The organism is Marinobacter sp. W-8 (assembly GCF_044342215.1).
In the GTDB taxonomy this organism is placed as follows: Bacteria; Pseudomonadota; Gammaproteobacteria; order Pseudomonadales; family Oleiphilaceae; genus Marinobacter; species Marinobacter nauticus.
Map to the genome: position 1 here is coordinate 3,872,906 of NZ_CP172297.1, position 26,140 is coordinate 3,899,045.

Below are 26,140 nucleotides of genomic sequence, written 5' to 3' on the forward strand. Positions count from 1 at the left end.
TGCTGAAATCAGGAGCCCAGAGCCCTGGCCATTCTGGCCAGTTTGCCACGGACTGAAGCGTCGATAACCAGGTCGCCTGTTCGTACGATCACGCCACCGATCAGGGACTGATCCACGGTGGTCTCGAGTTCGACCTTGCGCTCCAGCTTTTTGGACAGTGCGTCGATCAGTTTCTGCTGCTCGTCTGCAGACAAGTCGAATGCGGTATCGATTGTCAGGTGCACAGACTTCTCAAGGTCTGCACGGTACAAACGGAACAAAGCAGAAATCTCCGGCAGCAGGGCCAGACGCTTGTTTTCAGCAAGAATCAACAGGAAGTTTCTGAGTGCTTCAGGCAGCGGCTCTTCAAAACACTCTGCGAAGAGTTCCGCCTTGCGTTGCTCAGACAGGCCGGGGTTGGCCAGGATGTTCTTTACCTCTTGGTCAGCCGCAACCTGAGCGGCAAAAGCCAGAGCCTGATCCCATTGATCAACGGCGTTCTGGTCCTGCGCGGCATCAAAAACGGCCTTCGCGTAGGGTCGGGCTAACGTTGTAAGTTCTGCCATGATGACCCTCGTTTAGAGTTCTGCGGCCAGCTTTTCCAGCATCTCGCTGTGAGCTTTGGCGTCTACAGAGGTTTCCAGAATCTTCTCGGCACCGGCAACGGCCAGGGTGGCCACTTCTGCTCTGAGTGCGTCGCGAGCCTGAACACGCTCCTGTTGAATTTCCGCCCTGGCCTGCTCAATAAGCTTTTCGCCTTCTTTGCGGGCATCCTCTTTGGAGGCTTCCACAATCTGGGCGGCACGCTTGTTGGCCTGGTCAATCAGGGCTGCAGCTTCTTCTTTCGCCTTTTGCAGTTCTTTGGTGGCTTTTTCCTGGGCCAGTTCGAGATCGAGTGATGCCCGATCGGCCGCGGATAGGCCATCTGCAATTTTCTTCTGGCGCGCTTCCATGGCAGCCGTAATCGGCGGCCATACATATTTGACGCAGAACCAGACGAAAATAGCGAAGGCAATCGATTGCCCTATCAACGTAAGGTTTATATTCACGGCGATATACCTCTTGCTATTCGTTGCGTCCTGGTTTCCGGAAGGAGGGGCGCGGCCTTAGCCGGCGCCCACAGCTCTCGGTTTAATTAACCAGCAACAACGAAGATCAGGTACATCGCGATACCAACACCGATCATGGGAACCGCGTCAAGCAGACCAGCCATGATGAAGGCTTTGGTTTGCAGTTGGTTGGCCATTTCCGGCTGACGGGCAGTGGACTCAAGCAGTTTGCCGCCCAGCAGACCGAAACCGATACCAGCGCCCAGAGCGCCCAGACCGATGATCAACGCAGCTGCGATAAATACCATTTCCATTGAAGACTCCTCAGTTTTTTCAGATAGTTAAGGGTTTGTTTATTTAAGGGTTAATCAGTGATCTTCGTGTGCCGCGCTGAGGTAAACCACAGTAAGCACCGTAAAAATAAAGGCCTGAAGCGGAATAACCAGAATGTGGAAGATCGCCCAGGGAACGTTCAACGTCCACTGAATCCACAGTGGCAACAGCGCAATCAGGATAAACACAACTTCACCAGCGTACATGTTACCGAACAGACGCAGCGCCAGACTGATTGGCTTGATGATCAGCGCCAGGATTTCCAGCAGCAGGTTGAACGGGATCATGATCCAATGATTGAACGGGTTGAAGGCCAGTTCTTTACTGAAACCACTGACGCCTTTCACCTTGAAGCTGTAGAACAGAATCAGCAGGAACACACCAATCGACATGCCGAAGGTAGCATTCGGATCGGTGGTCGGAACAATCTTGAAGTACTCAAGCCCCAGCGCGTGAGCGATCGACGGAATATAGTCGATGGGGATCAGCTTCAGGATGTTCATCAGCAGAATCCAGACGAAAATCGTCAACGCCAGGGGCGCAATCAACGGATTCTTGCCGTGGAAGACGTCGCGCACGATGCCCTGAACAAATTCAAAGGTCATCTCGATCAGGTTCTGCAAGCCGCTCGGCGTGCCTTCGGTGACCCGGTTGGCCACAAAGCGGAACAGGCCCAGGAACAGAATACCCATGGCGATTGACCAGCCGAGGGTATCGACGTGGATTGCCATGAAGCCCATATCTGTGGCCTCCTGACCAGTTCGTGCGAAGGTCCAGGTGGCCTCCTGCACGACACTGCCATCCGCGCGCTCATAGCCTTCCGGGAGCTTGCCATAGGTAAGGTTGGTGAGGTGGTGTTTTATATACTCTACTGGGGTATCAGCTGCCATACTGCTCTCGTCCAGTCATCGCTGTGGTCGCGGCCGGATGAGCCAGCGCAATGCCGTACCCAACACAACCATCACAGCAAAAGTGAATAACAGAGCCGGTACGTGGACTGGCTCCATTAAAGTGAAAACGGCCGCAAAAAACACTGCGGTAAGGGCCAGCTTGATGCTCTCTGCCCTGAATATGTTGCTCACTGCCAGGTGCATCTGTCGGGCACCCTGATAACGATAAGCGCGGTGAGCAAAGTACGCGTTTGGTATGACAAAAATAAGACCGCCAATGAGGGCGGAATACCCGGCCAAACGACTTTCCAACAACCACAACAGGCTCAGAATCAGCAGAACCGCCATCTCTATAATCAACCACTTGCCAAGTGGTACGTACGTGATGGCTCTCGAAGAACGGTTCATATCACCAGCTGTCATTCCAAGCGCGCGGAATTATATGTGTTAACCGATAGGTGTTCAACATAACCGCACGGAAAAATTGGCGAAAAAGTGAGCAGATTTTGCCGCCGAAATCTGAAGTTTTACACAGGTTGTGTTGCTCATCGATCGCCACAACCACATGTGGTGTTTCCGGCACCAGACGGGACTTTAGGATGATTTTCAGGTTTTATCGGGCCGACTAACGGATGTGGCCCAGAATGCCGTCAAGCTCGTCCAGTGAACTGTACTCAATCACCAGCTTGCCTTTGCCGCGTTTACCATGATTGATCGCCACCCGGGCACCGAGCCGGTCAGACAGATCGTCCTGCAAGGCCCGGATGTTCGGATCAAGAGCCGGCTTGGTGTTGTCTTTGTCTTCCGGTTTTTCCTGCTGAACCCGGCGCACCAGGGCTTCAGTCTGGCGTACCGAAAGCGATTTGGCGACCACCTGACGGGCCACCTGCATCTGCTGCTCCGGTGGCAGGGTGAGCATGGCACGACCGTGACCCATTTCCAGATCACCATGCTCCAGCATTACCCTTACGTCTTCGGTCAGGCCGATCAACCGTAACAGGTTGGTGATCGTCGTTCGGGACTTGCCCACCGCCTCGGCCACCTGGGCCTGGGTCAGGCCGAACTCGTCCTGCAGGCGCTGCAGGGCGAAGGCTTCTTCAATGGGGTTCAGGTTTTCGCGCTGGATGTTCTCGATCAGCGCCATCGCAATGGCGGCTTCATCCGGGACATCGCGGATAATGGCAGGAATACGGTCCAGTTCTGCCATCTGGGTGGCACGCCAGCGGCGCTCACCGGCAATCAGTTCATAACGGCCTTCCGAAACCGGACGCACCACGACCGGCTGCATCACGCCCTGCTGACGAATGGAGTCTGCCAGTTCCTGCAGAGCGGCGGGGTCCATATCCCGGCGCGGCTGATAACGACCACGCTGGATCAGGTCGACCGGGATCTCACGCAGTTCACCATCGTGATCACTGGTCTCCTGATTGAGATTCACCTTCGAGCCCTGGAGCAGTGCCCCCAGTCCCCGTTCGCCCAAGCCTCGCTTCTTCGCCGCCATGGTAGTTGTCATTCTTCCTGTTGAAATAGTGGGTGCATGGTTGCCTGACGGCGGTCTATGTTACACCGCAACCGCGGGCGATGTCTTTTTCGATCCGTGCCGGCGTACCATCTCGCCAGCCAGCGCCAGATAAGCCACCGCACCTTTGGACACCCGATCATACTTGAGTGCCGGCATGCCGTAGCTGGGCGCTTCTGCCAGCCGGACGTTACGGGGAATCACCGCCCGGTAAACCTTGTCACCGAAATATTCACTGAGCTGACCGGAGACATCCAGAGTCAGACTGTTGCGGGGGTCGTACATGGTGCGCAGGATACCCTCAATCTCCAGATTGGGATTGACCGTTTCCTGAATCTGCTGGACGGTGTTCATCAGTGCCGCCAGCCCTTCCAGGGCATAATACTCACACTGCATCGGGATCAGTACCGAATCCGCAGCGGACAGGGCATTCACGGTCAGCAGACTGAGCGAAGGCGGGCAATCAATCAGGATGTAGTCGTAGTTTTCCCGAACGGTGTTGAGGGTCAGCCGTAACCGGTGTTCCCGGCCAATCTCGTTCATCAGCTCCACTTCGGCGGCGGTCAGGTCACCGTTGGCGGGCAGCAGATCAAAACCGGAGGCTTCGGCGTGGGCGATCACGTCCGCCGGAGTAGCCCGTTTGGTCAGCACATCGTATCCGGACAGCTCCAGGGAATTTTTATCCACACCGCTGCCCATGGTGGCATTGCCCTGGGGATCCATATCCACCAGCAGCACCCGGCGCTTGGTGGCCGCCAGAGACGCGGCAAGATTGACGCAGGTGGTGGTTTTGCCCACACCGCCTTTCTGATTGGTCACTGCAATCACGCGCGCCATGCTTTGCCTCCTGCTGTTGAGGGTTACCGGTGTCGTTCAGCCCGGGCGACGATCAGTAAATGCCGTTCACCGTCGGCTCCGGGGACGGTCAGGGAATGGCTGGATTCTACCTGCCAGTCCGCCGGAAGGGCAGCTACTTCATCATCCGGATACTGGCCTTTCATGGCAAGGAACTCGCCGTCATTCGCGAGCAGACCGCCACACCAGGTCACCAGGTTTTCCAGCGCGGTAAAGGCCCGGCTGCTGATCTGGGAGAAGGGCTGATCGGGCTGGCAGTCTTCCGCCCGGCCGTGGATAACTTCAACGTTGTCCAGCCCGAGCTCAAGCACACACTGATTCAGGAATCGGGTTTTCTTGCCGTTGCTGTCCAGCAGGGTAAAGCGTTTTTCCGGGAACACAATGGCCAGCGGAATACCAGGCAGGCCGCCGCCGGCGCCCACATCCAGCAAATGGTCTGTGGTCACCCAGGGCAGGATGCTCAGACTGTCCAGCAACTGGCGGGAGACCATGACCCGCTCATCCCGCACGGCGGTCAGGTTGTAGGCCTTGTTCCACTTGTTCAGCAGAGCCAGAAAAGCCAGCAACTGTTGCTGCTGGCTGTCGGACAAAGACAGGTTCATGGCCGCGAGGCCGTCCCGAAGCTGGCCGGGCCACTGTGGATAACTCATCTCAGGCGCTCTGCTTTTTCAACAGGTCGCGCTTTTTCAGATGCACCAGAATCTGGCTGACCGCCGCCGGGGTCACACCCTGGATACGGGACGCCTGAGCCACCGTTTCCGGGCGCACGTCCTTGAGCTTCTGCTTGATCTCGTTGGACAGGCCACCGATGACGTCGTAATCCAGATCCAGCGGCAATGCGGTGTTCTCGTTCTTGCGCAGGCGCTCGATCTCATCCGCCTGGCGGGAAATGTAGCCTTCGTACTTGATCTCGATTTCCACCTGGTCGGCCACGTTCGGGTCCTCCGCCCGCTCGGCCCCGATCTCGGCGATGTGGTCGTAGACAATTTCGGGCCGACGCAGCAGCTCAGCCAGGGACTGGTCCCGGGTCATCGGCTGCTTCAGGTAGCTGTTGGCACGCTCGCCGGCCTCGGTGTTCGGGTGGATGCGGGTGCTTTCCAGGCGGCTACGCTCTTTGGCAATGCCTTCGCACTTGTCGCTGAACTTCTGCCAGCGCTCGTCGTCCACCAGGCCCAGCTTACGGCCGGTTTCGGTCAGGCGCAGGTCGGCGTTGTCTTCCCGCAGGATCAGCCGGTATTCGGCACGGCTGGTGAACATGCGGTAGGGCTCCTGGGTGCCCATGGTGATCAGGTCGTCCACCAGTACGCCCAGATAGGCCTCATCCCGGCGCGGGTACCACTCTTCCTTGTCCTGGGCCCGCAGCGAGGCGTTGATGCCCGCCAGCAAGCCCTGGGCACCGGCTTCTTCGTAACCGGTGGTGCCGTTGATCTGGCCGGCAAAGTACAGGCCCTGGATAAACTTGGTTTCCAGGGTGTGGCGCAGGTCCTGCGGGTTCAGGTAGTCATACTCGATGGCATAGCCCGGGCGCAGGATGTGGGCGTTCTCGAAACCGGGAATGGAACGCACGGCCTTGAGCTGGATATCAAAAGGCAGGCTGGTGGAAATACCATTCGGGTACAGCTCGTTGGTGGTCAGGCCTTCGGGCTCCACAAAAATCTGGTGCGAGTCTTTATCGGCAAAACGGTTGACCTTGTCCTCGATGGACGGGCAATAGCGCGGACCCACGCCTTCGATGTTACCGGCGAACATGGGCGAGCGGTCAAAACCACTGCGGATAATGTCGTGGGTTTCTTCGGTGGTGCGGGTCACGTAGCAGCAGATCTGCTCCGGGTGCTCATCGCGGCTGCCGATAAACGACATCACCGGGGTCGGGTCGTCTCCCCACTGCTGCTGCATCGCGGAGAAATCCACGGTGCGGGCATCAATGCGCGGCGGTGTTCCGGTTTTCAGGCGGCCGACGTTGAACGGCAGTTCCCGCAGGCGCTTGGCCAGGGCATTGGCCGGCGCATCACCGGCGCGACCACCGGCGTGATTCTGCATACCGATGTGGATAACCCCACCCAGGAAGGTACCGGTGGTCAGGACCACGGTCTTGGCGTTAAAGCGGATGCCGGTCTGGGTCACCACGCCGACCACCTGGTCGTTTTCCACAATCAGGTCATCGGCCGCCTGCTGGAACAGGGTCAGATTAGGCTGGTTTTCCAGCATATGGCGAATGGCGGCTTTGTACAGAATCCGGTCCGCCTGAGCGCGGGTAGCGCGCACCGCCGGGCCTTTACGGCTGTTCAGCACCCGGAACTGGATGCCAGCCTGGTCGGTGGCCCGGGCCATGGCGCCGCCCAGGGCGTCGATTTCCTTCACCAGGTGGCTCTTGCCAATGCCACCGATGGCCGGGTTACAGGACATCTGCCCCAGAGTCTCAATGTTGTGAGTCAGCAGCAGGGTTTGCGAACCCATGCGCGCAGCCGCCAGGGCGGCTTCAGTACCGGCATGGCCACCACCAATGACAATGACATCGAAACGGGTCGGAAACTCCACACTACACCTCGGAAATCGGGGAAAAAAACAGGGCGGCGAGTATAACGCCTCGCCCGGGAAATTGCAGTCAGAATGTGCAAATTTTAACCAGCAACGAGGTGAATAAAAACCCTGTCGGCTGGCCTTGGCCGAATATCAGTGCGACGCGGCTCTCTGACAGGGTTCGTACAGGATAAGGAAATTCCGAAAGTTTCAGGATTTCATAGCCTTGTCATACATTGTTCAAAAAAGTTTTCAAAAAGTTATCCACACAATTGATGCCTTCAATTACAGCCGAAAACATCGGTAACTGTTTGTTAAATATAAATTTAATTAAATTACTCTGGCATTATTCGCAAATTATCCCAGTAATTATCCACAGCGTTTTTACCGAATGCCTATATACGGTGCAAAAAACCGGTACCCCTGAACGCAAGTGCACCAACAAAGGGCCAGTTTCCACGCAGGCTCGCCAGCGCTGTCGTCAGGCCCAGGGCCACCGGATCTTCTGCGTGGATATCCACCCGAATGAGGTCCTGGACGGTCAGGTTCTGTTCCCGGACACCCTTTGATGCCGGGATTCAGCCGGTAGGGTTCAGAAATCGTCCGCCTTGCGCTGTGGCACCGCCGCCGAACTGCTACCGCCGGATGGGCCCGCTGCCAGGCGTTCCAGCTCCTGCTCCACCGCGTTCGAGGATTTCGCAAAGCGGGCCAGAAGGTTGTACAAGACCGGGATAATGAACAGAGTCAGGGTGGTGGCGAAAATCAGGCCACCCAGGATCACCATGCCGATAGCCGCCCGGCTCTCGGCCCCGGCACCAGTGGCAATCACCAGCGGAACCGCCCCGAACACCGTAGATATGGTGGTCATCAGTACCGGCCGGAAGCGCAGGCTAGCGCCTTCCAGAATGGCTTCTTTCACCTCGTAGCCCTTGTCCCGAAGCTGGTTGGCAAATTCCACGATCAAAATTCCGTTCTTGGCCATCAGTCCCAGCAGCATGATGATGCCAATCTGGCTGTAGATGTTCAGACTGATGCCCGACCAGGCCAGCGCGATCAGCGCACCGGTCACCGCCAGCGGCACCGACAGCATGATAATCAGCGGGTGGATCCAGCTCTCGAACTGGGCCGCCAGCACCAGGAACACGATAATAAACGCCAGCCCGAAGGTCAGGTAGATGGCCGCCGAGGAATCCTGGAATTCCTGGGACAGGCCCTTGTAACTGAGCCGGGCCTCCGGCGGCAGGTTATCCACAGCCAGGTTATTCAGGTAGGTCAGCGCTGAACCCAGGTCATAGCCCTCGGCCAGGGACGCACTCACCACCACCGCCGGCAGCCGGTCAATCCGGCGCAGATCCGGATTGGCCCCGATCTCTTCCACAGATACCAGAGCCTTGAGCGGAATCAGTTCCCCACCTGCCCGAGGCCGCAGGAAGATCTGCTCCATATCACCGGGCGTGGCCCGGTCGGCATCGTCCGCCTGGATAATGACGTCGTATTCCCGGCCCCGATCCAGATAGGTGGTTACCTGCCGGGAAGCGAGCATGGTCTGCAGGGTGAGGCCTACGTCTTCGATGGTGATATCCAGATCCGCTGCCCGGTCGCGGTCAATGTTGACCTTCAGTTCCGGCCGGGTCAGCTCAAAATCTGTGTCGACATTCAGCAGATTCGGGTTTTCCTTTGCCCGTTCAACGATCTCCTCACTCCAGGCCTGCACCGACTCGTAGTCGGGGCCGGCAATGACAAACTCCACTGGCTGATTGAAGCCGCGCTGGCCCAGCCCCGGCGGGTTAATGACACTGATCCGCACCCCGGAAATGTCAGACAGCTTGTCGCGAATCTCGGTGGTGACCTGCTGCTGCTTGATCTCCCGCTGTTCCCAGGGCACCAACCCCATGATCATGAAGGCATTGTCTTCTTCATCCCGGAATCCGACGATGGACAGGAAACGCTCGGCGATACCGTCATCCAGGTAGGGCAACAGTCGCTCTTCGGCCTGTTTGACAAAGTGATCGGTGAATTCAACCGTCGAACCCCGGGGTGCGCTGACGGGCATGATGATTACGCCGCGGTCTTCAGTCGGGGCCAGTTCCTGGGGCAACCGGGGAAAAATCACCACCGCCACGATCAGCCCGACGATACCGAGCCCGAGCAACAACCCCGGCTGGTTAAGGGAGAAGCGAAGCATTCTCTGGTAGCCATTCGTCAGGCCATTCAGGATGCGTTCACTGAAGGCCCAGAGCCGATGCCCCTCGGCACTTTCGGGACTGTGCCTGAGCCACTTGGAACAGAGCATCGGCGCCAGGGTCAGGGCAACCAGGCTGGAGACCACCACGGCAGCCGCGAGAGTGAAGCCGAATTCCGCAAACAACCGGCCCACGTTGCCGCCCATGAACGAGATGGGCACAAACACCGCCACCAGTGTCAGCGTGGTGGCGATCACCGCGAAAGCCACCTGCTTGGCGCCCCGGTAGGCCGCCAGCAACGGTGGTTCGCCTTCATCAATGCGACGCTGGATGTTCTCCAGCATGACAATGGCATCGTCCACCACCAGGCCGATGGCCAGAATGATGGCCAGCAGGGTCAGCACGTTGATGGAAAAGCCTAGGAAACCCAGGCCGATAAACGCACCGATCACTGCCACCGGAATAGTGACCGCCGGAATCAGGGTTGCGCGCCAGGAGCGCAGGAACAGGAAGATAACCAGTATCACCAGCGATACCGCAATCGCCAGCGTGGTCAGAACCTCTTTGATCGAAGCCCGGATAAACACCGATTCGTCATAGCTCTCGGCAATACGCACTTCCGGCGGCAAGGTCTCGCGAATCTTCACCAGCTCCGCCTTCACCGCATCCGACACCGCTACCGTGTTGGCCTTGGACTGGCGGATTACCCCCATCCCGATAGCGGTTTCGCCATTGGCCCGCAAACGACCAACATCCGATTCCACCCCGACCTGAACATTGGCAACCTCGCCCAGGCGCAACAGGTCGTTGCCATCCCGGCGGATCACCAGATTGCGGAAATCCTCGACATTGGACAACCGCCCTTCCGCGCGCACGGTAAAGTTGCGGGTGGAGGAGTCCACTGAACCGGCCGGTAACTCCACGTTGTTCTGCCGCAGTGCCTGCTCCACCTCAGCAACGGTTATGTTGCGGGCCGCCAGGCGGGTGCGGTCGAGCCAGACCCGGATGGCGTAACGGCGTTCACCGCCAATCCGGACATCGGCAACACCGTCCAGAACCGATAACCGGTCGGCCAGAACCCGATCGGCAAAGTCACTGAGTTCGGCACTGTCCCAGACGTCACTGATCAGAGTTATCCACATCATTGGCCGGGCATCGGAATCGGCTTTTTGAACCACCGGGGGATCGGCCTCATCCGGCAACTGGTTCAGAACCCGGGACACCGCATCGCGTACGTCGTTGGCGGCAATGTCTACATCCCGGGAGGTATCAAATTCTATGGAGGTTCGGGATTCACCCTGTTCGGTTGAGGATTCGATGGAGCGAATGCCTTCAATGCCACTGATGGCCCCTTCAATCACCTGGGTAATCTGGGTGTCGACCACTTCTGCCGCAGCGCCGGTGTAATCGGTGGACACCGAAACCACCGGCGGATCAATATCCGGATATTCCCGAACCGGCAAGCCCAGCAAGGCAGCCACGCCGAATACGACAATCAGCAGGCTCAGAACGGTGGCAAACACCGGGCGTTTGATGGAGACATCGGACAGCACCATGGATCAGGACTCCACGGTCCGGGCAAACCGGTTTTCCGGAATCGCCTGGTCGTTACTCTGTACTTCAATGCGGTCGCCGGTGCTCAGGCGATCCTGCCCGGTTACCACTACGGCGTCGTCCAGGGTCAGGCCGGAGGTAATTTCCACCAGACCGGGCATGCGCGAACCGGTCGCCACCGATACCCGGCGTGCCACGCCGTCTTCGGCAACAAACACATACTTGTCGTCGCCACGAATCATCACTGCCTGCTCCGGAATCACCAGCCCTTCCCGTTCCTGCAGGGTCAGTGACGCCGACATGAACTGGCCCGGCCGCAGACGACCGTCCGGATTATCGATAATGGCTCGCACCGACAGGGTTCGGCTCAATTCGCTGATGCGGGTGGCGAGTTCCACCAGCTCTCCCCGGAAGACCTCGTCTGGGAATGCCGGCGAGGAGGCAATCACCGATTGGCCTACCCGAACCTGGCCGACAAAACGTTCCGGAACCGCAAAACCCATTTCCATTCGATCGGTGGTGTCCAGCGTGGTAATGGTGGTGCCCGCTTGCAGATATGCCCCCACGCTGATGTCGCTCAGGCCCACCACACCGGAGAACGGCGCTTCAATGCGATGGTTTTCCAGCCGCACCCGGGCAGCCTGTCGCTGGGCTTCAGCCACACTCACGGCGGTGACCAGTTCATCCACCTGGGACTGGGACACGCTATTGTTGGAGCGCAAACGCTGGGCCCGCTCCAGTTGCCGCCTGGCATCGGCCAGCTGGGCTTCAATCACCTGGAGATCGGCACGGGCCTGACGATCGTCGAGACGTAACAGGACATCGCCCTGAGATACTTTCTGTCCGGGTTCGAGGTTGATCTGCACCACCCGACCGGTGACTTCGGTGGTCAGTTCCACGGCATTCAGTGCCTTGAGGTTGGCCACCGAACGAATCTCATCCCTGACCTGCTGCAATCTGGGCGCCACTACACTGACTTTGCTGGCCCTCGGCTCCTCACCGGCCTGTTCTGTGGACGAGGAATCCATCGCCAAAAAGAACACCGCACTTCCGGCACCCGCTGCAACCAGTACCACCGCAATCAGCCATTGCTTCCACATGGGTATCGCAAACCTTTCCGAGTTCAGTTCTGCGGGACAGCCCCGCTTTCATGTTTCTGAATCACCAACACCACTTCACCCACATCGACACCCCACTTGCTCATGGTGGTCTGGTTGATCAGGGTGTCGGGAGTAACCAGGTACATCCAGTCGTCCATCCGGACATCGATCGTGCCATCGCCGTATGCCACCCGCAGGACATAATTCATGTGTATGGCGTTGCCCTGCCAGCGCATGGTGCCGGCTTCCACCACGTCGCCGGCGCTGGCGTGATAGCTGCCGTTGTCCGGTGTCAGCGTCCAGATCCGGGTCTGGACCTCGCCGTCGTTGAAACGGAACACCTCATCCAGCGTACCGACACCGTTTTCATCCCAACTGGCCACAATGTCTGCGTCGAAGGTACGGATAATCTGGCCGGCGTAGTCCTTGACCACCCCCCGGGCCGAAAGTTCGCCCCGGAAAAACTCCGAGGGCACCAGCTCCGGTGCCTGGCCCTGATAATCCTCCAGATTCGGCCCGGCACACCCTGCCAGCATCAGGGTCATTAACAGTATAAGACCACCGCTTAGAAGACCATGGAAAAGACCGGGGAAAGGCTGCGTTTGCATGACTTTTACACTCCTTGGCGGCTACCGGATGGCAACAGAACGTTAACTGGATTACGGTCACATGGCCCTGCCCGATCAGTCCCCGGGCACAATCGTCATTTCAGCCAATTGTCCATTCTGACACCGGCACCAGCGCTTTCCGTCAATGGCAGCCCGCCGGGAATACCGTACAACTGCACACACAGTGGCCTTCCTGGCCCAACCAATTCCGGATGATCAATGCATGTGAGGACTGGCTATGCCTGTGTATAAAGCGCCCCTGAGGGACATGAAATTCCTGCTTAACGACGTGTTCGATTACCCGCGGCACTACCAGACACTGGCCTCCGGTGAGAACGCCACTCCCGACATTGTCGACGCCATCCTGAGCGAATGCGGCCGCTTCTGCGAAGAGGTTCTGAGCCCGCTGTATCAGTCCGGCGACGAAGAAGGTTGCCACCTGGAAAACGGTGAAGTGACCACGCCAAAGGGCTATAAAGAAGCCTACGAGCAATATGTGATGGGCGGCTGGCAGGGCCTGTCGGCACCGGAGGAATTCGGGGGCCAGGGCCTGCCGGCCTCCATGGGCCTGCTGAAGCAGGAAATGATGGGCACCGCCAACTGGTCCTTTTCCATGTACCCGGGCCTGTCCCTGGGTGCCATGAATACCATCTTTCTGCATGGCGATGAACAGCAGCAACAGACCTATCTCACGCCCCTGACCGAAGGCCGCTGGGGCGGCACCATGTGCCTGACCGAGCCCCAGTGCGGCACCGACCTGGGCCAGGTCAAAACCCGGGCCGAACCCCTGGCCGACGGCAGCTACAAACTCACAGGCACCAAGATCTTCATCTCCTCAGGTGAGCACGATCTGACCGAAAACATCGTTCACATCGTGCTGGCCCGTCTGCCGGATGCCCCGAAAGGCACCAAAGGCATCAGCCTGTTTATCGTGCCCAAGTTCCTGCCCGATGCCCAGGGCGGTGTCGGTGAGCGCAACGCCGTCAGTTGCGGCGCGCTGGAGAAGAAAATGGGCATCAAGGCTTCAGCCACCTGTGTAATGAATTTCGATGGCGCCACCGGCTATCTGATCGGCCCGGAGAATCAGGGCCTGGAGTGCATGTTCACCTTTATGAACACAGCCCGCATCGGTACGGCAATTCAGGGGGTTGGCCCAGCCGAGCTGTCCTATCAGTGGGCTCTGGATTACGCCAGGGAGCGCCGCTCCATGCGGGCGCTGTCCGGCAAGAAAGAGCCTGATGAGGTAGCAGACAGCCTGATTCACCATGCCGATGTCCGGCGTATGCTGCTGACCCAGAAAGCCATCGCGGAAGGCGGCCGCTCCATGCTCTATTACGCCGCCAAGATTGCGGACCATATGGTAGAAGCCCATACCGCGGGCGATACCGCCAAGGTTGAGAAATATGACGACAAACTCGGCTTCCTGACGCCAATCCTTAAGGGATTCCTGACCGAACTGGGCTGTGAGGCCACCAACCTGGGCATGCAGGTGTTCGGCGGTCATGGCTACATCCGCGAACACGGTATGGAGCAGATTGTCCGGGATACCCGTATTGCCACCCTGTACGAAGGTACAACCGGCATCCAGGCGCTGGACCTGCTCGGGCGCAAGGTCTTGCTGATGACCCAGGGCGGAGCAGTGCGGGAATTCACCCTCAAGGTGGCCAATTTTGCCCGCAAGCACCTGACCAACAAACAACTGCGGCCGATGGCGGTGGAGCTGCTGAAACTGACCGCCCAGTGGAACCTGCTGACCGTGCGCGTGATGCTGGCAGCACGCAAGGATCGCGACGTGGTCAGCGCCGCCGCCAACGACTTCCTGATGTACAGCGGCTACGTGACGATGGCGTACATGTGGCTACGCCAGGCGGCGGTGGCCAGCGATAAACTGGAAAACGGCGGCGATGAATCTGACGCCTTTTACCGCACCAAGCTGGCGACCGCCGAGTTCTATTATGAGCGCTTGCTGCCCCGGGCCCAGGCCCACGCCACCAGCATGCTTAGCCCGACCCGCAACCTCATGCAGGTGGCACCAGAAGAGATGGCCTTTACCGGTTAACCTCCGGTATTTTCCCGTCCCGGGCTCTGCCCGGGACATTTTTGCCTGTTCATGACCATCCGGAAACCGGGGTTGAAATCCCGTTGATACGACCTCAACTTTCCCCCTGCCTTACCACTTTTCTCACAATGCACTGAGGTTTAACGACTTTTAGAGACATCACCATTCTCGCGTATAAAAGAAGGAGGTTCGAAAATGGACAATCGTACTGACGACTTTTATCCCACCCGCCTCGAGCGCCCGGCAGAGAGTTTCGAGCGCAAGGACCCGGTTATCCACAGCCAGGGAACCGACCGCCACAATGGGCCGCTGAGCGAAACTGAACTGGCCCGGTATGAACGGGACGGCTTTCTGGTATTTAACAACTTTCTGGATCAGGAAACGGTCAAACGTTTCCGGGACGACCTGCGAGCCTATGAGAATGACGACAGCATCCTGCGTTCCGAAGGCACTATTACTGAGCCGGGCAAGCAGGAAATCCGCTCTATTTTCGGGATCCACGAACTGTCTGATCGCTTCGACCGACTGACCCGGGAATCCCGCTTGCTGGATATGGTGCACCAGCTACTGGGCAGTGATGCCTACATCCACCAGTCACGCATCAATTTCAAACCCGGTTTCCACGGCAAGGGCTTTGACTGGCATTCGGATTTCGAGACCTGGCACGCCGAGGACGGTATGCCGCGAATGCGGGCCGTCAGCTTTTCCATCGCCCTCACCGACAACACCCCATTCAACGGCCCATTGATGCTGATTCCCGGCTCCCACAAAACGTTTGTGCCCTGTGTCGGCCGCACGCCCGAGGACAACTACCAGTCCTCACTGAAAAAACAGGAGCTGGGGGTCCCCAACGAGCAGGACCTGCAGAAGATGGCCGATCAGTACGGCATCCAGGCGCCTACCGGGCCAGCGGGCTCTCTGATCATATTCGAGTGCAACACGTTGCATGCCTCCAATGCCAATATGTCACCCTGGCCCCGCAGCAATCTGTTCTTCGTCTACAACAGTGTGGAAAACCGTCTGGAACAGCCATTCTGCGGCAACAAACCGCGGCCCGACTTTCTGGGCAATCGCAGCCATACCGAGGCCCTGCGCCCGGTTCGTTCACCGGATCTGCGCCGCACCGGTTAAGTGATGGCCCAATAACGAAAAAGGGGAAGCCAGTGGCTTCCCCTTTTGCAATGGAACAAAGCTCTGATCAGAGGCCGTACTTGGTCTCAATAGCCTCGTAGATTCCGTTGTTCTTGATGGTTTCCAGGCCCTGATTCAGTTTCTGGATCACCTCGTCCGGCGTTTCCATGTTCATGGCCAGGTACAGTTCGGTCTTGTTGAACGAATACACCGGAACCAGCCCTTCCACATCCTGCTGGGAGGCAAAATAGGGCCCGGCCAGCTGGTCCGCAATCCAGAGGTCAACCTGCCCCAGTTCCAGGCGCTTCGGGTTCAGATCGTCGCTTTCCATCTCCGAGACCTTATAGCCGCGCTCCAGCAGGTATTCGGTCATGACGTCACCGCGATAGCCGGCATACAGCAAACCCCGGGTATCTTCCAGATCGTCGATCTGCAGGTTGGTGCCGGCCGGGGCAAAGATGGTCCACAGGTTGTTCGCCAATGGCCCTACCCACTTGAACTGCGGTGCCCGGCTTTCGGTATAGGTGGTGCAGAAGATCCCATGGTTCTTTTTGTTCAGGGCCCGGTTGTAGCCGTAATCCCAGTTCCGGAGCTTGATGACATAGTCCAGCCCGGACGCCTGCAGCACCGCTTTCACCATCTCGGTGCACAGTCCATCAATGCCATCGCCGTTATGCTCGAAGGCACGGCCGGTGGAACTCATGTTGTACGGAGGAAAGTTCTCGGTGTAGATGTAGAGTTTGTCTGAGCCCAGGGCGGGCACAGAAACGCCGGCAAACACCAGCGTGGCAGCTAACAGAGAGGCCAACTTGCGCACGGGTTATCTCCTTTACCACGAATGACTTGGTCCGCTGCACAGGCAGCGGCACGATGAGACAGTAGTGGAGTTTACCCGAGCTTTTAACGTTGTTTTACAGATAAACTGTTTGTTTTCGTAAGGAACCGCTATTGCCGGAAACGCTGGATAAACGCTTCCGATTCGGCAATGGAGGCTTCCATGTTGCGGATCAGGGTATCCACATCGCTGCGAATACGGCCCAGTTCATTTTCCAGCGCACCGATAGCCTGGGCATTCAGGTTGTGTTTCAGATACAGCATCTGATCCTCAAAGGCCTGCAGCACCGGCTCCATGCGCGCTTCGGCCTGATGCATCCGGCGAATCAGCTGGTCATACTGGCTGCGGGTTTCCCGCAGTTGTTGCTCGCTGCTCCGGCGCAGGGAGGCGCTTTCATACCGGTCCAGTTCGGCTTCCCATTCCTCAAACAGAGCCTGGGAAACATCTTCAACCGCATCGATGCGGTCACGTACCTCCTCGGCAGCGTCCTCACTGTCTTCATAGGCATCCCGGACTTCTTCGTATTTGGTCTTGAGCTCGGTATCCGGGGTATCCACCACACTCTGGAACCGTGCCAGGGATGAGCGGAAGGTTTCCTGTGCATCACTCTGGGCATCCCGCGCTTCGCCCACCCGGTCGACCAGAATATCGCGTTTTTCAAACCCCAGTTTTTCCATGGCGTTGTAGTAAACGGTACTGCAGCCAGACATCAGGACAGCGGCCATCAGAGCCATAAGCCAGGAAGTGGAGCGGGTAAGAGAGTTGGTCATGGTGAGTCCTTGTTATTTTCCGATACAGAATATATCAAATCGTTTAAAAACAATAGCTTGTAAATTTTTCGGAGCACAATCGGAGTGCAGAAATTTGCGAAAAAAAGTGTAACTATTGGCAAATTTCCTCTTCATCGGCTCCTGACGACCCAGTTTAAACTGGGATAAGTGGGAAACTGGGAGCCTTGTATACGCTTTTATCTCTATGAAATCAGTGCATTGAGATCGCTCTTTCAGCGCCTTCTGCCAAACAAAATTATAGTAACATCGTTTTCTAAACGGATCTGTTCTCATTTTGAACGGACTTGACGCACAACGTTATTGTGCATAGAATGATTAAAAAGCGATCAGGTAACTATGGCGGTTGAATTCAGGGATATATGGCTAGAGGCGTTCTACGACGAAGACCAAAGCCACAAGAAAATACCCAGTACTATTGAAGGCGCTCTGTTCAGAAAGATTCAGATTCTGGATGCCGCGACGCAGGAGTCAGACTTGAGGATTCCGCCGGGTAACCGTTTTGAACATTTGCAGGGAAACCTTTCTGGATGGTGTTCCATTCGGGTTAACAAGCAGTATCGCCTGATTTTTCGCTGGGAAGATGGCACCGCCCAAGATACATATCTAGACCCGCATGTATACAAGGGCTAGAGGAGGTTATGGTAATGAGGAATACAAAACGTCGTCCAGTGACCGTTGGCGAAATGCTGGTCACCGAGTTTCTGGAGCCGATGAACATCGAAATCAGTGAACTTGCCGAAGCAATGGGTGTGCACAGAAATACACTCAGTCGGATTGCGCATGACAAAGGCACGCTGACAGCACCTATGGCCATCAAGCTTGCAGCTGCTTTGGGGAATACGCCGGAGTTCTGGCTGAATATTCAGCACGCCGTTGAGTTATGGGATGTTCGTCATCGTGCCTATGAGCAGGAAGCGAAAAATGTGAAACGTGTAAAGCCTCATGTGCTGCCACTAAAGCAGGCCTGAAGCACTTTTTGTTTCAGCCATGTTTCCCCTTTCTTTGGAAAGTTACAGCAGCCGGGTTTGCTGATCGGATTGGAAAAACTGGTATCCCATCGCCTTATAACCTTTCTCGCGCTTTCGGAACATGCGTTCAAGCATTGGCAGGCTGTTGTCCAGGTAGTCGTAAACAGTGACTTTCTGCTTGCCGTCGGCATCCCGGTGAATCCTGCCAGCATACTGCGACAGTGTTCCTTTCCAGGCTATGGGCAGGGCCAGAAACAAAGTGTCCAGCCGGGGCAAGTCAAAGCCTTCACCAATGTATTTTCCGGTTGCAACAATAACCTGAGCTTCGTGTAGTTGCGATTCGGCAGCCCGGCGTTCCTTGACTCGCATCCCGCCACGCAAAACAACCGACGATATCGACTCAGCTTCCAACAATGTTGCCAGCGTCTCGGCATGCTCTCGTCGTTCGGTCAGCAAAAGACAGTTGGCCCCGTTTTGCACGCAGCGTAAGACATCCTGAACAATATCCTGATTCCGCGCAGTGCTCTGGGCGAGCCAACGGTAAACCGATGCTATGTGTGGTCGTTCACCATTATTCTGAAAAATGTCCGTCGGTGGCGTTTCATGACGTTCTCGAACGATGACACGCTGGACAAACTTAGACCCATGTTCAGGCCTGACTTTGTGACGAACGGGCCCCGCAACCATAAACATGATTTTTTGGTGGCCATCCTGACGGTCAGGCGTTGCGGTGAGGCCTACAACGTATCGAGCGCTGACTTCGTTAAGCAGCATTTCATAACGGGGAGCTGAAATGTGATGGCATTCATCGATGATGACCTGCCCGTATTCCCGGACTTTACTTGAGACCGTATTATCTTTCTTGTTGATCAGGCTTTGATAGGTGGCAACGTCGATCTGACCAGTAGGTTTCTTTTTGCCACCACCAATCACACCCACGGATGCACCCTCAATGAAGGTCTCCAGGCGCTCCTTCCATTGATCCAATAACTGACGACTGTGAGTTAGGATCAGCGTGTTTACCTGCCGCTTGGCGACAATGCCAATAGCGGTTACGGTTTTCCCGAAAGCGGTCGGAGCGTGAAGTATTCCGGTATCGTGATCGGCAAGTGCCGTCACAGCCTTTTTCTGTTCACGACGCAGCGTTGCTTTCAGGCTGACTTCCGGCAGCAACTGGCCAGGCATTCTGCGGTCATCGATTTCTACCGTTATTCCCTGTTCGCGCAACAATACCTGAAGATCATCGAAACAGCCTCTCGGTACCGAGATATAACCTTGCTCAATCCGAGCACAGGATATGTAACGAGGGATGCCATGAGTTGAAAATCGAAGTGCCTGGGTTTTGAAAAATACTGGATTGGCAAAGCTCGCCATGCGCTTTATTCGGGCCGCCAGTGTCCCTGGTATATCTGACAACTTCATATAAATGTGATTGGCCAGGGTAAGCGTGATGTTCTCGGGACATCCGGAAATTATCCCTGTATCGACCGGTAAAGCGTGTTCCCACGGCAACGCAACGTCTGCTATCGCATCGGAATCAGGCTCATTTCCAACCATATCTCGAAGCTGAGCCGGCGAAACGGTCTTTTGCTGACTAAGTAGCGCCCACTGATCCGGATACGGAGTTAGCTTATCGTCGACGAATACAGTACACCCACGACTTCGCGCCTCATGCTGAAGCGGAAGGGCAATCAAATTGCCAAATCCACCATCGGGCATCGTATCCTGGTTGGGGAATAGCCGGTCATAAGAATCGAAGGACAGGCTCGGGTGGCATTCCATGGCTTTGTCCAGCAGCTTGAACCCAAAAGCCCTCGCGGACCAGGCCGGAACGGCGTCCGAAAAGAAGATCCATAGGTGGGCACCCGCACCGGACCGGGAGATCTCTACAAGATAAGGGACACCTTCATCACGACAAGCCTGGGCCAGCGCAAGAACGTCTGCCTGCCAGTTCTCCTTATCAAAATCCACAGCCAGCAGATAACAGGAACTGTCCCGCAACAAAGGGTATAACCCTGCGACATGTTTGCCAGAAAGGTGGCCATACACTGCATCGAAATCCAGAGGTTTGAATTTTTTGTGCGGGCACTCGCCGCACTTGATCCGGGGTTTCTTACAGGTGCTCGGAACCCATTCATTTTCGCAGGCCACGGCATAGCCGGAACGGCCACTGGAACCCGTCCAGCGGACCGCATAGATATCCTGTCTGCCGCGAAAGAAACTCCGGAATAGCTCGGCCTTTTGATCGGGGGGCAATTGCACTGACTTGAATTGTTTTGCAGTTCGATGAAGCTCGTTTCTACGGGAAAGTAGGACCGCTTTTTCCTTTTCAAGCTCAGATAACCTCAATGCGATGGCTGCAAGCTCTTCTTCTGTTTTGATATTTGCCTCCTACCCCTGAATCCGTCAAGCACGATGACCAAGCTTTTCAATCTTTGGCTGATCCTATCAGATATAGTTTCGTAGTCAGCAAAACCAATGACAGAGTTTTCTCGTTAGCAAACTACCAATGTCAGTAATAGTAACCCGGCAACCTTGGTTCCGGGCCATCCAGAATAGCATCTGAGACTGCTATTAACGGGTCCATGCAGTCTGCTTTGATCCGAGCCCAGCATATCCAGTCCTTGAGCTCCTCGCTGAGCTCCCCATTCCTGACCGCAGCCTGCTCTACCGCATCGATATATTGTCGTAAACGTTCGGCTTCGAGCCACTGAGTGGCGCTAACCTTCAATTTTTCGAGTTGCTCCAGTTCGTGCTTTCGGAGCTCAACCTGGCGGTCGTGTCGGTCTTTTGCTGTGTGCCATGCTAGGCGTCTGCGTTCCTGCTCTTCAGCTCGGATACGATGTTCTGCAATCAGGTCTAATGCACGGGCAACAACTTGATGCAGCCTTTTCTCCAGCAGAGTTTTCGGCGTATCCCCCCAACTTCTGGATGGGTAACCGCAAGCCACGGTGGCCGTTCTTGTCTGGTTCGCGTTTCTGGATAGTGATTTTCATGTTTTGCTCCTTTTGTGCTCCGAGTGCTCCGAAAACTTATACTCGGAGCACATACGGAACAAGAGGAGGCAAAACGGATCAAATTGCTTGCAAAGAAATAGAGCAAAATTCTTTTTAAAACAATCGTTTATTTTTGTTTTGTTGAATGCTTTTCGATCTTTTTGGCCGTTTCACTTCCCGATGCAAAAACTGCTGAATATCTTACCCAGAAGCTCATCCGGGGTCAGATGCCCGGTGATTTCCCCCAGGGCATCCTGAGCGGCCCGCAGATCTTCGGCCAGCAATTCACCGGCGCCGTAACCTTCGAGCTGGGTCTGGCCCTGTAGCAGGGAATCCCGGGCACGTTCCAGAGCATCCAGGTGCCGACGCCGGGCCAGGAAGCCACCTTCGGTGGTGCTGGCAAAGCCGATGCATTCTTTCAGGTGCTCCCGCAGGACCTCCAGGCCCTCCGCGGCTTTTGCTGCCAGACGAATCACCGGAGCGGTCTGATGGGGCTCTGCGCTGATGCCGACCGGTTCACCAGACAGATCCACCTTGTTACGAATCACCGTCACCGGCGCGCTCCTGGGCAGTTGATCAATAAAATCCGGCCAGATTTCATGGGGCTCGGTTTTGTCGGTGGTGGTGGCATCCACCATCAGCAAAATACGATCGGCCTGTCGGATTTCTTCCCAGGCCCGGGCAATACCAATCTGTTCCACTTCGTCAGGGCTGTCCCGCAGGCCGGCAGTATCAATAACGTGCAGCGGCATACCATCGATGTGGATATGTTCCCGCAACACATCCCGGGTCGTGCCCTCGATGGCGGTGACAATCGCAGCCTCCCGACCCGCGAGGGCGTTCAGCAGGCTGGATTTGCCGGCATTGGGCCGGCCAGCAATAACCACTTTCATGCCGTCCCGCAGAATGGTGCCTTGCTGGGCTTCACCGAGAATCTGCTGCACCTGCTCCAGCAGACCCTGCAAGTCAGAAGCAACCTTGCCATCGGCCAGGAAATCGATCTCTTCCTCCGGAAAATCGATGGCCGCTTCCACGTAGATGCGCAGATGGGTGATGGCCTCCACCAGGTTATCCACACGTTTGGAGAACACCCCCTGCATGGAACGCACGGCGCAGCGGGCCGCCTGTTCCGAGCTGCTTTCAATCAGATCGGCAATGGCCTCAGCCTGAGCCAGGTCCAGTTTGTCATTGAGAAACGCTCTTTCGGAAAATTCACCGGGCCGGGCCAGCCGGGCGCCCAGGCTGCAGACTTCCCGCAACAGGATATCCAGGATCACCGTACCCCCATGGCCCTGAAGCTCGAACACATCCTCGCCGGTAAAGGAGTGCGGGTTGGGAAAGTACAGACCGATTCCCTCATCAATCAGCTCTCCCTGACGATCCCGGAACGGGCCGTAATGGGCGTACCGGGGTTTTGGCTCAAAGCCCAGCATGGTGCGGGCAATGGCCATGGCTCTGGGTCCGGACACCCGGACAATCCCCACCCCGGCCTGGCCCGGGGCAGTGGCGATGGCGGCAATGGTGTCAGTCGCTGGCTGCATCTTGGTTTTCCTGAAATAGAAATGACAAAGGCTCCACAAGGGAGCCTTTGTCAGGTCAGAAGCACTGTTGAATCAGTACTTCTTGCCTGCCGTTTCCGCTTCGATCTTGCGGGTAATGTACCACTGCTGGGAGATCGAAAGAATGTTGTTCACCAGCCAGTACAGAACCAGACCAGCCGGGAACCACAGGAAGAACACGGTGAAGATCAGCGGCATCAGCTTCATGATCTTGGCCTGCATGGGGTCCGGGGGCGTCGGGTTCAGGCTCATCTGGATGAACATGCTGGCGCCCATCAGTATCGGCAGGATGAAGTACGGGTCCATCTGGGACAGATCCTGAATCCACAGCATGAACGGCGCATGACGCAACTGGACACTTTCAAACAGTACCCAGTAAAGCGAGATGAACACCGGCATCTGCACCAGTATTGGCAGACAGCCCCCGAGCGGATTGATTTTCTCGCGCTTGTACAGCGCCATCATTTCCTGGGACATGCGCTGGCGATCGTCGCCATAGAGCTCTTTCAGCCGGGTCAGTTGCGGAGCAACCGCGCGCATTTTCGCCATGGAGCGATAGCTGGTGGCGGAGAGGTGGAAGAACACCGCTTTTACCAACACCGTCAGCAGGATGATAGCGACACCCCAGTTACCGACGAGGCCATAGAACCATTCAAGAATGTAGAACAGCGGCAGGGAAATGAAGAACAGCCAGCCGAAATCAACGGTGCGATCCAGGTTCGGAGCCAGAGCTTCCAGCCGATCAATGATCTTGGGACCGACATAAGCAGTGGCGCCCACTTCTGCGGTCTCACCCGGTGCTACCGTCGTGGCAGGATAAACAAAGCCCATGACATGGAGATCACCCCGTCGGGTGGTCTGGAACTGGGCTTTCTGGTCCCGCTCGGGTACCCATGCGGTCAGGAAGTAATGCTGCAGGAAGGCCAGCCAGCCATTGGTGACGGACTGATTGACGCGCTTCTCTGACAGATCCTCGAAATCGTACTTCTCATACGGATCTTCCGGGGTACTGATCACCATGCCCAGATAAGCCCGGATTCCCATGCTGGCCTGCGAGGTCGGATCCGGCGCCTGATCACGCACGATCTTGCCGGTGAAGTTACCTTGCCATGGGCTTTCTGAACGGTTGTCGATCAGGTAGCTGACATCAATCTGATAGCTGTTGCGGGCCAGATGATAGCGTTTGGTGATGGCTACACCGCTGTCAGTGGTGTACACCAGGTTGATGGTAAGTTCATCTTCCCCTTCCGCCAGCTGGTAACTGCCGGTTTCTGCCTGAAATACCGGAGCTTCACCGGCCTGGCTGCCATCCGGGCCATCGCGACCGATCAGGCCGCTTTCCAGAAGATAGGTGCGGGTACTGGTATTGATCAGCAGTTTCAGTGGTTGTTCGCTGTCCAGAGACTCGTCGTATTGCAACAGGGAACTGTCAACCACATTACCGCCTACGCGGTCGATCTTTAGCTCGTAAACATCCGTGGTCACGGTAATAAAACGATCTGCCAGATCCTGATCGCTGTTGGCGGAGGTTGACGCCAGTGAGCCGGTCTCCGGCGTTGCAAACTCTTCACCGCCTGCGTTGTTATCCTCAGGCAGGATCATGTCATCGGTGCTGTTGGTAGCACTGCTGTCTGAGGGAGATTGCGCCTCGGCAACCTGTTCTGTTTGAGGCTGGTGATAATCCTCGTTCCAGGCAAGTACCATCAGGTAACTGACAATGGCGAGGCCGGCAAACAAAACGATGCGTTGAATATCCATAAACTTAGTGTCTGGTCTGAGTAGTGGAATGAGTGCTTTCTGTCGGATTGCAGGCCTGGCCGGAGCGAGGCGCCATATTCAGTTCCGTTCCCGGTACCGGATCATAACCGCCTTCTGCCCAGGGATGACACCTGAGTAGCCGGGCTGTTGCCAGGTAACCGCCTTTAAGAGGTCCGTGATGTTGGATGGCCTCGACGGCGTATTGTGAACAGGTAGGGTAATGACGGCAATGGCTGGCCATCATCGGACTGATGGCATACTGGTAGAACCGGATGGGCAAGAGCAGGAGTTGACGCATTACTCCGTACCTCTGGGATTGCCGACGGATTGATCAGGCGTGGACTGCCGGTATTTTTTCTTTACCCGATGCCAAAGATCATTCAGTGAGGAACGGACCGTATCGTTATCCAGCCGATCCAGCCCCTGGCGGCCGAGCACAATGATATCCAGGCCTGGCAGATCTGGTTGGAGCCGGAAGGTTTCCCTTACCTGACGCTTGATCCGGTTTCTCTGAACGGCGAGCCGAAGATTCTTCTTGGAGAAGATCAATCCGACCCTGGCGTGTCCCAATGAGTTGGCAGAGGCCAGGATCAGAAAATTCCTGTGCGGAACTTTCAGCGTTACGTCATTGAAGACCCTGCTGTAATCCGAAGGTTTCAACAGTCTGTGAGACTTCGGAAACGTCAAGGCCTTCATGAGGCAGGCTTCAGATTACGCAGACAGGCGTGCACGGCCCTTGGCACGGCGACGAGACAGTACCTTGCGACCATTGGCTGTCGCCATACGGGCACGGAAACCGTGAACGCGCTTGCGCTTCAGGACGCTCGGTTGGAATGTTCTTTTCATGGTGATGTTCTCACAAATCGTCGATGGACATTGATCAGTGGCTGGAAAATAGACAGCCAAAACAGGAGCGGCATTCTAGTCAAATACGGGTGCAAGTTCAATGGTTATGGTTTGGTCAGGCAAGATTCTGGCATGGGTACTAACCGACATGGCGACTAATAGAATCTGTAAGGTCTTTTTAAAATTCTTTCAAAGATATTTATTACTGTTGTTAGGCACCTTGATTTCTGTGGATAAGAGAAATTTCATCTTAGTAATCATGAAATTAACACCATGACAAAGCTTGTGACAGATACCGGTGAGCCCTGTGGATTTCGTCATCACGGATTGTGCACAAGTGGGATAGGTGATGGTGAACCGAGTTATGCAAGTATCCGTCAAGATCTTTCCCACAGGACTGACCCCCGGGTTTGCACAAGCTTCTGTGAATAACTTTTTTTCAGACATTTTCTGTACACAAGGCTGTAGATATGTCTGAAACAATCTGAAAAATATAAAGAAAAGTTTCCACAGGGTGTTTATGACAAAGGTTTCCGGCCTTTTACTGAAGGCTCGTGCAGGTTAGAATCTCCGGTCACTTCAGGCACCGGTTGGCGTTGGTTTAACG

At 56.2% G+C, this 26,140-nt stretch carries 25 protein-coding genes; 5 read left to right on the forward strand and 20 right to left on the reverse strand.

All coding sequences use genetic code 11. From position 1 onward, the window contains the following. Window positions 1-8 precede the first annotated feature (8 nt). From ACF8YQ_RS17960 to mnmG, 9 genes are all read right to left on the reverse strand, one after another. Complete coding sequence (locus ACF8YQ_RS17960; protein WP_011787279.1) at window positions 9-545, reverse strand: F0F1 ATP synthase subunit delta; 537 nt, start codon at window positions 543-545, stop codon at window positions 9-11. A gap of 12 nt (window positions 546-557) precedes the next feature. Beyond that, complete coding sequence (locus ACF8YQ_RS17965) at window positions 558-1,028, reverse strand: F0F1 ATP synthase subunit B (RefSeq protein ID WP_011787280.1); 471 nt, start codon at window positions 1,026-1,028, stop codon at window positions 558-560. Window positions 1,029-1,114: 86 nt separating this feature from the next. Continuing rightward, window positions 1,115-1,342, reverse strand: coding sequence for a F0F1 ATP synthase subunit C (gene atpE, locus ACF8YQ_RS17970; RefSeq protein WP_014423137.1), 228 nt, complete (start codon window positions 1,340-1,342; stop codon window positions 1,115-1,117). 54 nt (window positions 1,343-1,396) lie between these two features. Continuing rightward, on the reverse strand, window positions 1,397-2,251 hold the full coding sequence (gene atpB / locus ACF8YQ_RS17975) for a F0F1 ATP synthase subunit A (protein WP_011787282.1): 855 nt from the start codon (window positions 2,249-2,251) through the stop codon (window positions 1,397-1,399). Between the two features lie 15 nt (window positions 2,252-2,266). After that, entirely contained in the window at window positions 2,267-2,659 is a 393-nt protein-coding gene (locus tag ACF8YQ_RS17980) for an ATP synthase subunit I (protein WP_036149719.1), read from the reverse strand. 217 nt (window positions 2,660-2,876) lie between these two features. Continuing rightward, complete coding sequence (locus ACF8YQ_RS17985; protein WP_228224553.1) at window positions 2,877-3,752, reverse strand: ParB/RepB/Spo0J family partition protein; 876 nt, start codon at window positions 3,750-3,752, stop codon at window positions 2,877-2,879. A gap of 60 nt (window positions 3,753-3,812) precedes the next feature. Next, window positions 3,813-4,607 carry a ParA family protein gene (locus tag ACF8YQ_RS17990; RefSeq protein ID WP_396622209.1) on the reverse strand — a complete coding sequence of 265 codons (795 nt, stop codon included), beginning with the start codon at window positions 4,605-4,607 and terminating at the stop codon, window positions 3,813-3,815. A 23-nt stretch (window positions 4,608-4,630) separates the two neighbouring features. Then, a complete protein-coding gene (gene rsmG / locus ACF8YQ_RS17995) occupies window positions 4,631-5,275 on the reverse strand; it encodes a 16S rRNA (guanine(527)-N(7))-methyltransferase RsmG (RefSeq protein ID WP_153739689.1) in 645 nt (214 codons plus the stop codon). 1 nt (window position 5,276) lies between these two features. Next, window positions 5,277-7,163, reverse strand: a complete 1,887-nt coding sequence (gene mnmG / locus ACF8YQ_RS18000) for a tRNA uridine-5-carboxymethylaminomethyl(34) synthesis enzyme MnmG (protein WP_396622210.1) — start codon at window positions 7,161-7,163, stop codon at window positions 5,277-5,279. Window positions 7,164-7,549: 386 nt separating this feature from the next. Here mnmG and ACF8YQ_RS18005 point away from each other — a divergent pair, with 386 nt between their 5' ends. Next, complete coding sequence (locus ACF8YQ_RS18005) at window positions 7,550-7,714, forward strand: hypothetical protein (RefSeq protein ID WP_226596985.1); 165 nt, start codon at window positions 7,550-7,552, stop codon at window positions 7,712-7,714. Between the two features lie 23 nt (window positions 7,715-7,737). On the opposite strand, the gene ACF8YQ_RS18010 is transcribed toward ACF8YQ_RS18005, so the two are convergent. The 3 genes from ACF8YQ_RS18010 to ACF8YQ_RS18020 are packed head-to-tail and all read right to left on the reverse strand — an operon-like array spanning window position 7,738 to window position 12,527. Continuing rightward, window positions 7,738-10,884 (reverse strand): efflux RND transporter permease subunit, encoded by a 3,147-nt coding sequence (locus tag ACF8YQ_RS18010; protein WP_396622211.1) that lies wholly within the window; start codon window positions 10,882-10,884, stop codon window positions 7,738-7,740. A gap of 3 nt (window positions 10,885-10,887) precedes the next feature. Continuing rightward, the gene (locus tag ACF8YQ_RS18015) at window positions 10,888-11,982 is read right to left on the reverse strand and encodes an efflux RND transporter periplasmic adaptor subunit (RefSeq protein WP_396622212.1); all 1,095 of its coding nucleotides are present in this window, start codon (window positions 11,980-11,982) and stop codon (window positions 10,888-10,890) included. A 23-nt stretch (window positions 11,983-12,005) separates the two neighbouring features. Then, a complete protein-coding gene (locus tag ACF8YQ_RS18020) occupies window positions 12,006-12,527 on the reverse strand; it encodes a DUF3833 domain-containing protein (RefSeq protein ID WP_396623331.1) in 522 nt (173 codons plus the stop codon). 301 nt (window positions 12,528-12,828) lie between these two features. Here ACF8YQ_RS18020 and ACF8YQ_RS18025 point away from each other — a divergent pair, with 301 nt between their 5' ends. Beyond that, window positions 12,829-14,649 (forward strand): acyl-CoA dehydrogenase C-terminal domain-containing protein, encoded by a 1,821-nt coding sequence (locus ACF8YQ_RS18025; protein WP_396622213.1) that lies wholly within the window; start codon window positions 12,829-12,831, stop codon window positions 14,647-14,649. 195 nt (window positions 14,650-14,844) lie between these two features. Further along, window positions 14,845-15,780: an ectoine hydroxylase gene (thpD, locus tag ACF8YQ_RS18030; protein ID WP_011787293.1), complete on the forward strand. Its 936-nt coding sequence runs from the start codon at window positions 14,845-14,847 to the stop codon at window positions 15,778-15,780. Between the two features lie 67 nt (window positions 15,781-15,847). Here the strand turns inward: thpD and ACF8YQ_RS18035 are convergent, their stop codons facing one another. Beyond that, window positions 15,848-16,597, reverse strand: coding sequence for an ABC transporter substrate-binding protein (locus tag ACF8YQ_RS18035; protein ID WP_014423150.1), 750 nt, complete (start codon window positions 16,595-16,597; stop codon window positions 15,848-15,850). Between the two features lie 128 nt (window positions 16,598-16,725). Beyond that, entirely contained in the window at window positions 16,726-17,385 is a 660-nt protein-coding gene (locus ACF8YQ_RS18040; RefSeq protein WP_199452084.1) for a DUF2959 domain-containing protein, read from the reverse strand. Between the two features lie 357 nt (window positions 17,386-17,742). On the opposite strand from ACF8YQ_RS18040, the gene ACF8YQ_RS18045 reads away from it, so the two are divergent. Together ACF8YQ_RS18045 and ACF8YQ_RS18050 are read left to right on the forward strand one after the other, a co-directional pair. Further along, window positions 17,743-18,036: a type II toxin-antitoxin system RelE/ParE family toxin gene (locus ACF8YQ_RS18045; protein ID WP_044628576.1), complete on the forward strand. Its 294-nt coding sequence runs from the start codon at window positions 17,743-17,745 to the stop codon at window positions 18,034-18,036. A 14-nt stretch (window positions 18,037-18,050) separates the two neighbouring features. Beyond that, window positions 18,051-18,374: a HigA family addiction module antitoxin gene (locus ACF8YQ_RS18050; protein WP_199452083.1), complete on the forward strand. Its 324-nt coding sequence runs from the start codon at window positions 18,051-18,053 to the stop codon at window positions 18,372-18,374. 42 nt (window positions 18,375-18,416) lie between these two features. Here ACF8YQ_RS18050 and ACF8YQ_RS18055 read toward each other — a convergent pair whose 3' ends face one another. The 6 genes from ACF8YQ_RS18055 to rpmH form a co-directional block, all read right to left on the reverse strand. Beyond that, a complete protein-coding gene (locus tag ACF8YQ_RS18055; RefSeq protein WP_396622214.1) occupies window positions 18,417-20,723 on the reverse strand; it encodes a TOTE conflict system archaeo-eukaryotic primase domain-containing protein in 2,307 nt (768 codons plus the stop codon). Between the two features lie 817 nt (window positions 20,724-21,540). After that, window positions 21,541-22,911 carry a tRNA uridine-5-carboxymethylaminomethyl(34) synthesis GTPase MnmE gene (mnmE, locus tag ACF8YQ_RS18060; protein ID WP_199452078.1) on the reverse strand — a complete coding sequence of 457 codons (1,371 nt, stop codon included), beginning with the start codon at window positions 22,909-22,911 and terminating at the stop codon, window positions 21,541-21,543. 72 nt (window positions 22,912-22,983) lie between these two features. Further along, window positions 22,984-24,687: a membrane protein insertase YidC gene (yidC, locus tag ACF8YQ_RS18065; RefSeq protein WP_396622215.1), complete on the reverse strand. Its 1,704-nt coding sequence runs from the start codon at window positions 24,685-24,687 to the stop codon at window positions 22,984-22,986. A 4-nt stretch (window positions 24,688-24,691) separates the two neighbouring features. Beyond that, window positions 24,692-24,985, reverse strand: a complete 294-nt coding sequence (yidD, locus tag ACF8YQ_RS18070; protein WP_396622216.1) for a membrane protein insertion efficiency factor YidD — start codon at window positions 24,983-24,985, stop codon at window positions 24,692-24,694. Beyond that, on the reverse strand, window positions 24,985-25,383 hold the full coding sequence (gene rnpA, locus ACF8YQ_RS18075) for a ribonuclease P protein component (RefSeq protein WP_011787298.1): 399 nt from the start codon (window positions 25,381-25,383) through the stop codon (window positions 24,985-24,987). Before rnpA ends, yidD begins: the two co-directional genes overlap by 1 nt. Window positions 25,384-25,398: 15 nt before the next feature. Beyond that, window positions 25,399-25,533 carry a 50S ribosomal protein L34 gene (gene rpmH, locus ACF8YQ_RS18080; RefSeq protein WP_008940054.1) on the reverse strand — a complete coding sequence of 45 codons (135 nt, stop codon included), beginning with the start codon at window positions 25,531-25,533 and terminating at the stop codon, window positions 25,399-25,401. Window positions 25,534-26,140 lie beyond the last annotated feature (607 nt).

Coding starts and splice junctions, on each gene's coding strand:
- ACF8YQ_RS17960 (WP_011787279.1), bottom strand. CDS start 545: ATGGCAGAACTTACAACGTTAGCCCGACCCTACGCGAAGGCCGTTTTT.
- atpE (WP_014423137.1), bottom strand. CDS start 1,342: ATGGAAATGGTATTTATCGCAGCTGCGTTGATCATCGGTCTGGGCGCT.
- atpB (WP_011787282.1), bottom strand. CDS start 2,251: ATGGCAGCTGATACCCCAGTAGAGTATATAAAACACCACCTCACCAAC.
- ACF8YQ_RS17980 (WP_036149719.1), bottom strand. CDS start 2,659: ATGAACCGTTCTTCGAGAGCCATCACGTACGTACCACTTGGCAAGTGG.
- ACF8YQ_RS17985 (WP_228224553.1), bottom strand. CDS start 3,752: ATGGCGGCGAAGAAGCGAGGCTTGGGCGAACGGGGACTGGGGGCACTG.
- ACF8YQ_RS17990 (WP_396622209.1), bottom strand. CDS start 4,607: ATGGCGCGCGTGATTGCAGTGACCAATCAGAAAGGCGGTGTGGGCAAA.
- rsmG (WP_153739689.1), bottom strand. CDS start 5,275: ATGAGTTATCCACAGTGGCCCGGCCAGCTTCGGGACGGCCTCGCGGCC.
- ACF8YQ_RS18010 (WP_396622211.1), bottom strand. CDS start 10,884: ATGGTGCTGTCCGATGTCTCCATCAAACGCCCGGTGTTTGCCACCGTT.
- ACF8YQ_RS18015 (WP_396622212.1), bottom strand. CDS start 11,982: ATGTGGAAGCAATGGCTGATTGCGGTGGTACTGGTTGCAGCGGGTGCC.
- ACF8YQ_RS18020 (WP_396623331.1), bottom strand. CDS start 12,527: ATGACCCTGATGCTGGCAGGGTGTGCCGGGCCGAATCTGGAGGATTAT.
- ACF8YQ_RS18025 (WP_396622213.1), top strand. CDS start 12,829: ATGCCTGTGTATAAAGCGCCCCTGAGGGACATGAAATTCCTGCTTAAC.
- thpD (WP_011787293.1), top strand. CDS start 14,845: ATGGACAATCGTACTGACGACTTTTATCCCACCCGCCTCGAGCGCCCG.
- ACF8YQ_RS18040 (WP_199452084.1), bottom strand. CDS start 17,385: ATGACCAACTCTCTTACCCGCTCCACTTCCTGGCTTATGGCTCTGATG.
- ACF8YQ_RS18045 (WP_044628576.1), top strand. CDS start 17,743: ATGGCGGTTGAATTCAGGGATATATGGCTAGAGGCGTTCTACGACGAA.
- ACF8YQ_RS18050 (WP_199452083.1), top strand. CDS start 18,051: ATGAGGAATACAAAACGTCGTCCAGTGACCGTTGGCGAAATGCTGGTC.
- mnmE (WP_199452078.1), bottom strand. CDS start 22,911: ATGCAGCCAGCGACTGACACCATTGCCGCCATCGCCACTGCCCCGGGC.
- yidC (WP_396622215.1), bottom strand. CDS start 24,687: ATGGATATTCAACGCATCGTTTTGTTTGCCGGCCTCGCCATTGTCAGT.
- yidD (WP_396622216.1), bottom strand. CDS start 24,985: ATGCGTCAACTCCTGCTCTTGCCCATCCGGTTCTACCAGTATGCCATC.
- rnpA (WP_011787298.1), bottom strand. CDS start 25,383: ATGAAGGCCTTGACGTTTCCGAAGTCTCACAGACTGTTGAAACCTTCG.
- rpmH (WP_008940054.1), bottom strand. CDS start 25,533: ATGAAAAGAACATTCCAACCGAGCGTCCTGAAGCGCAAGCGCGTTCAC.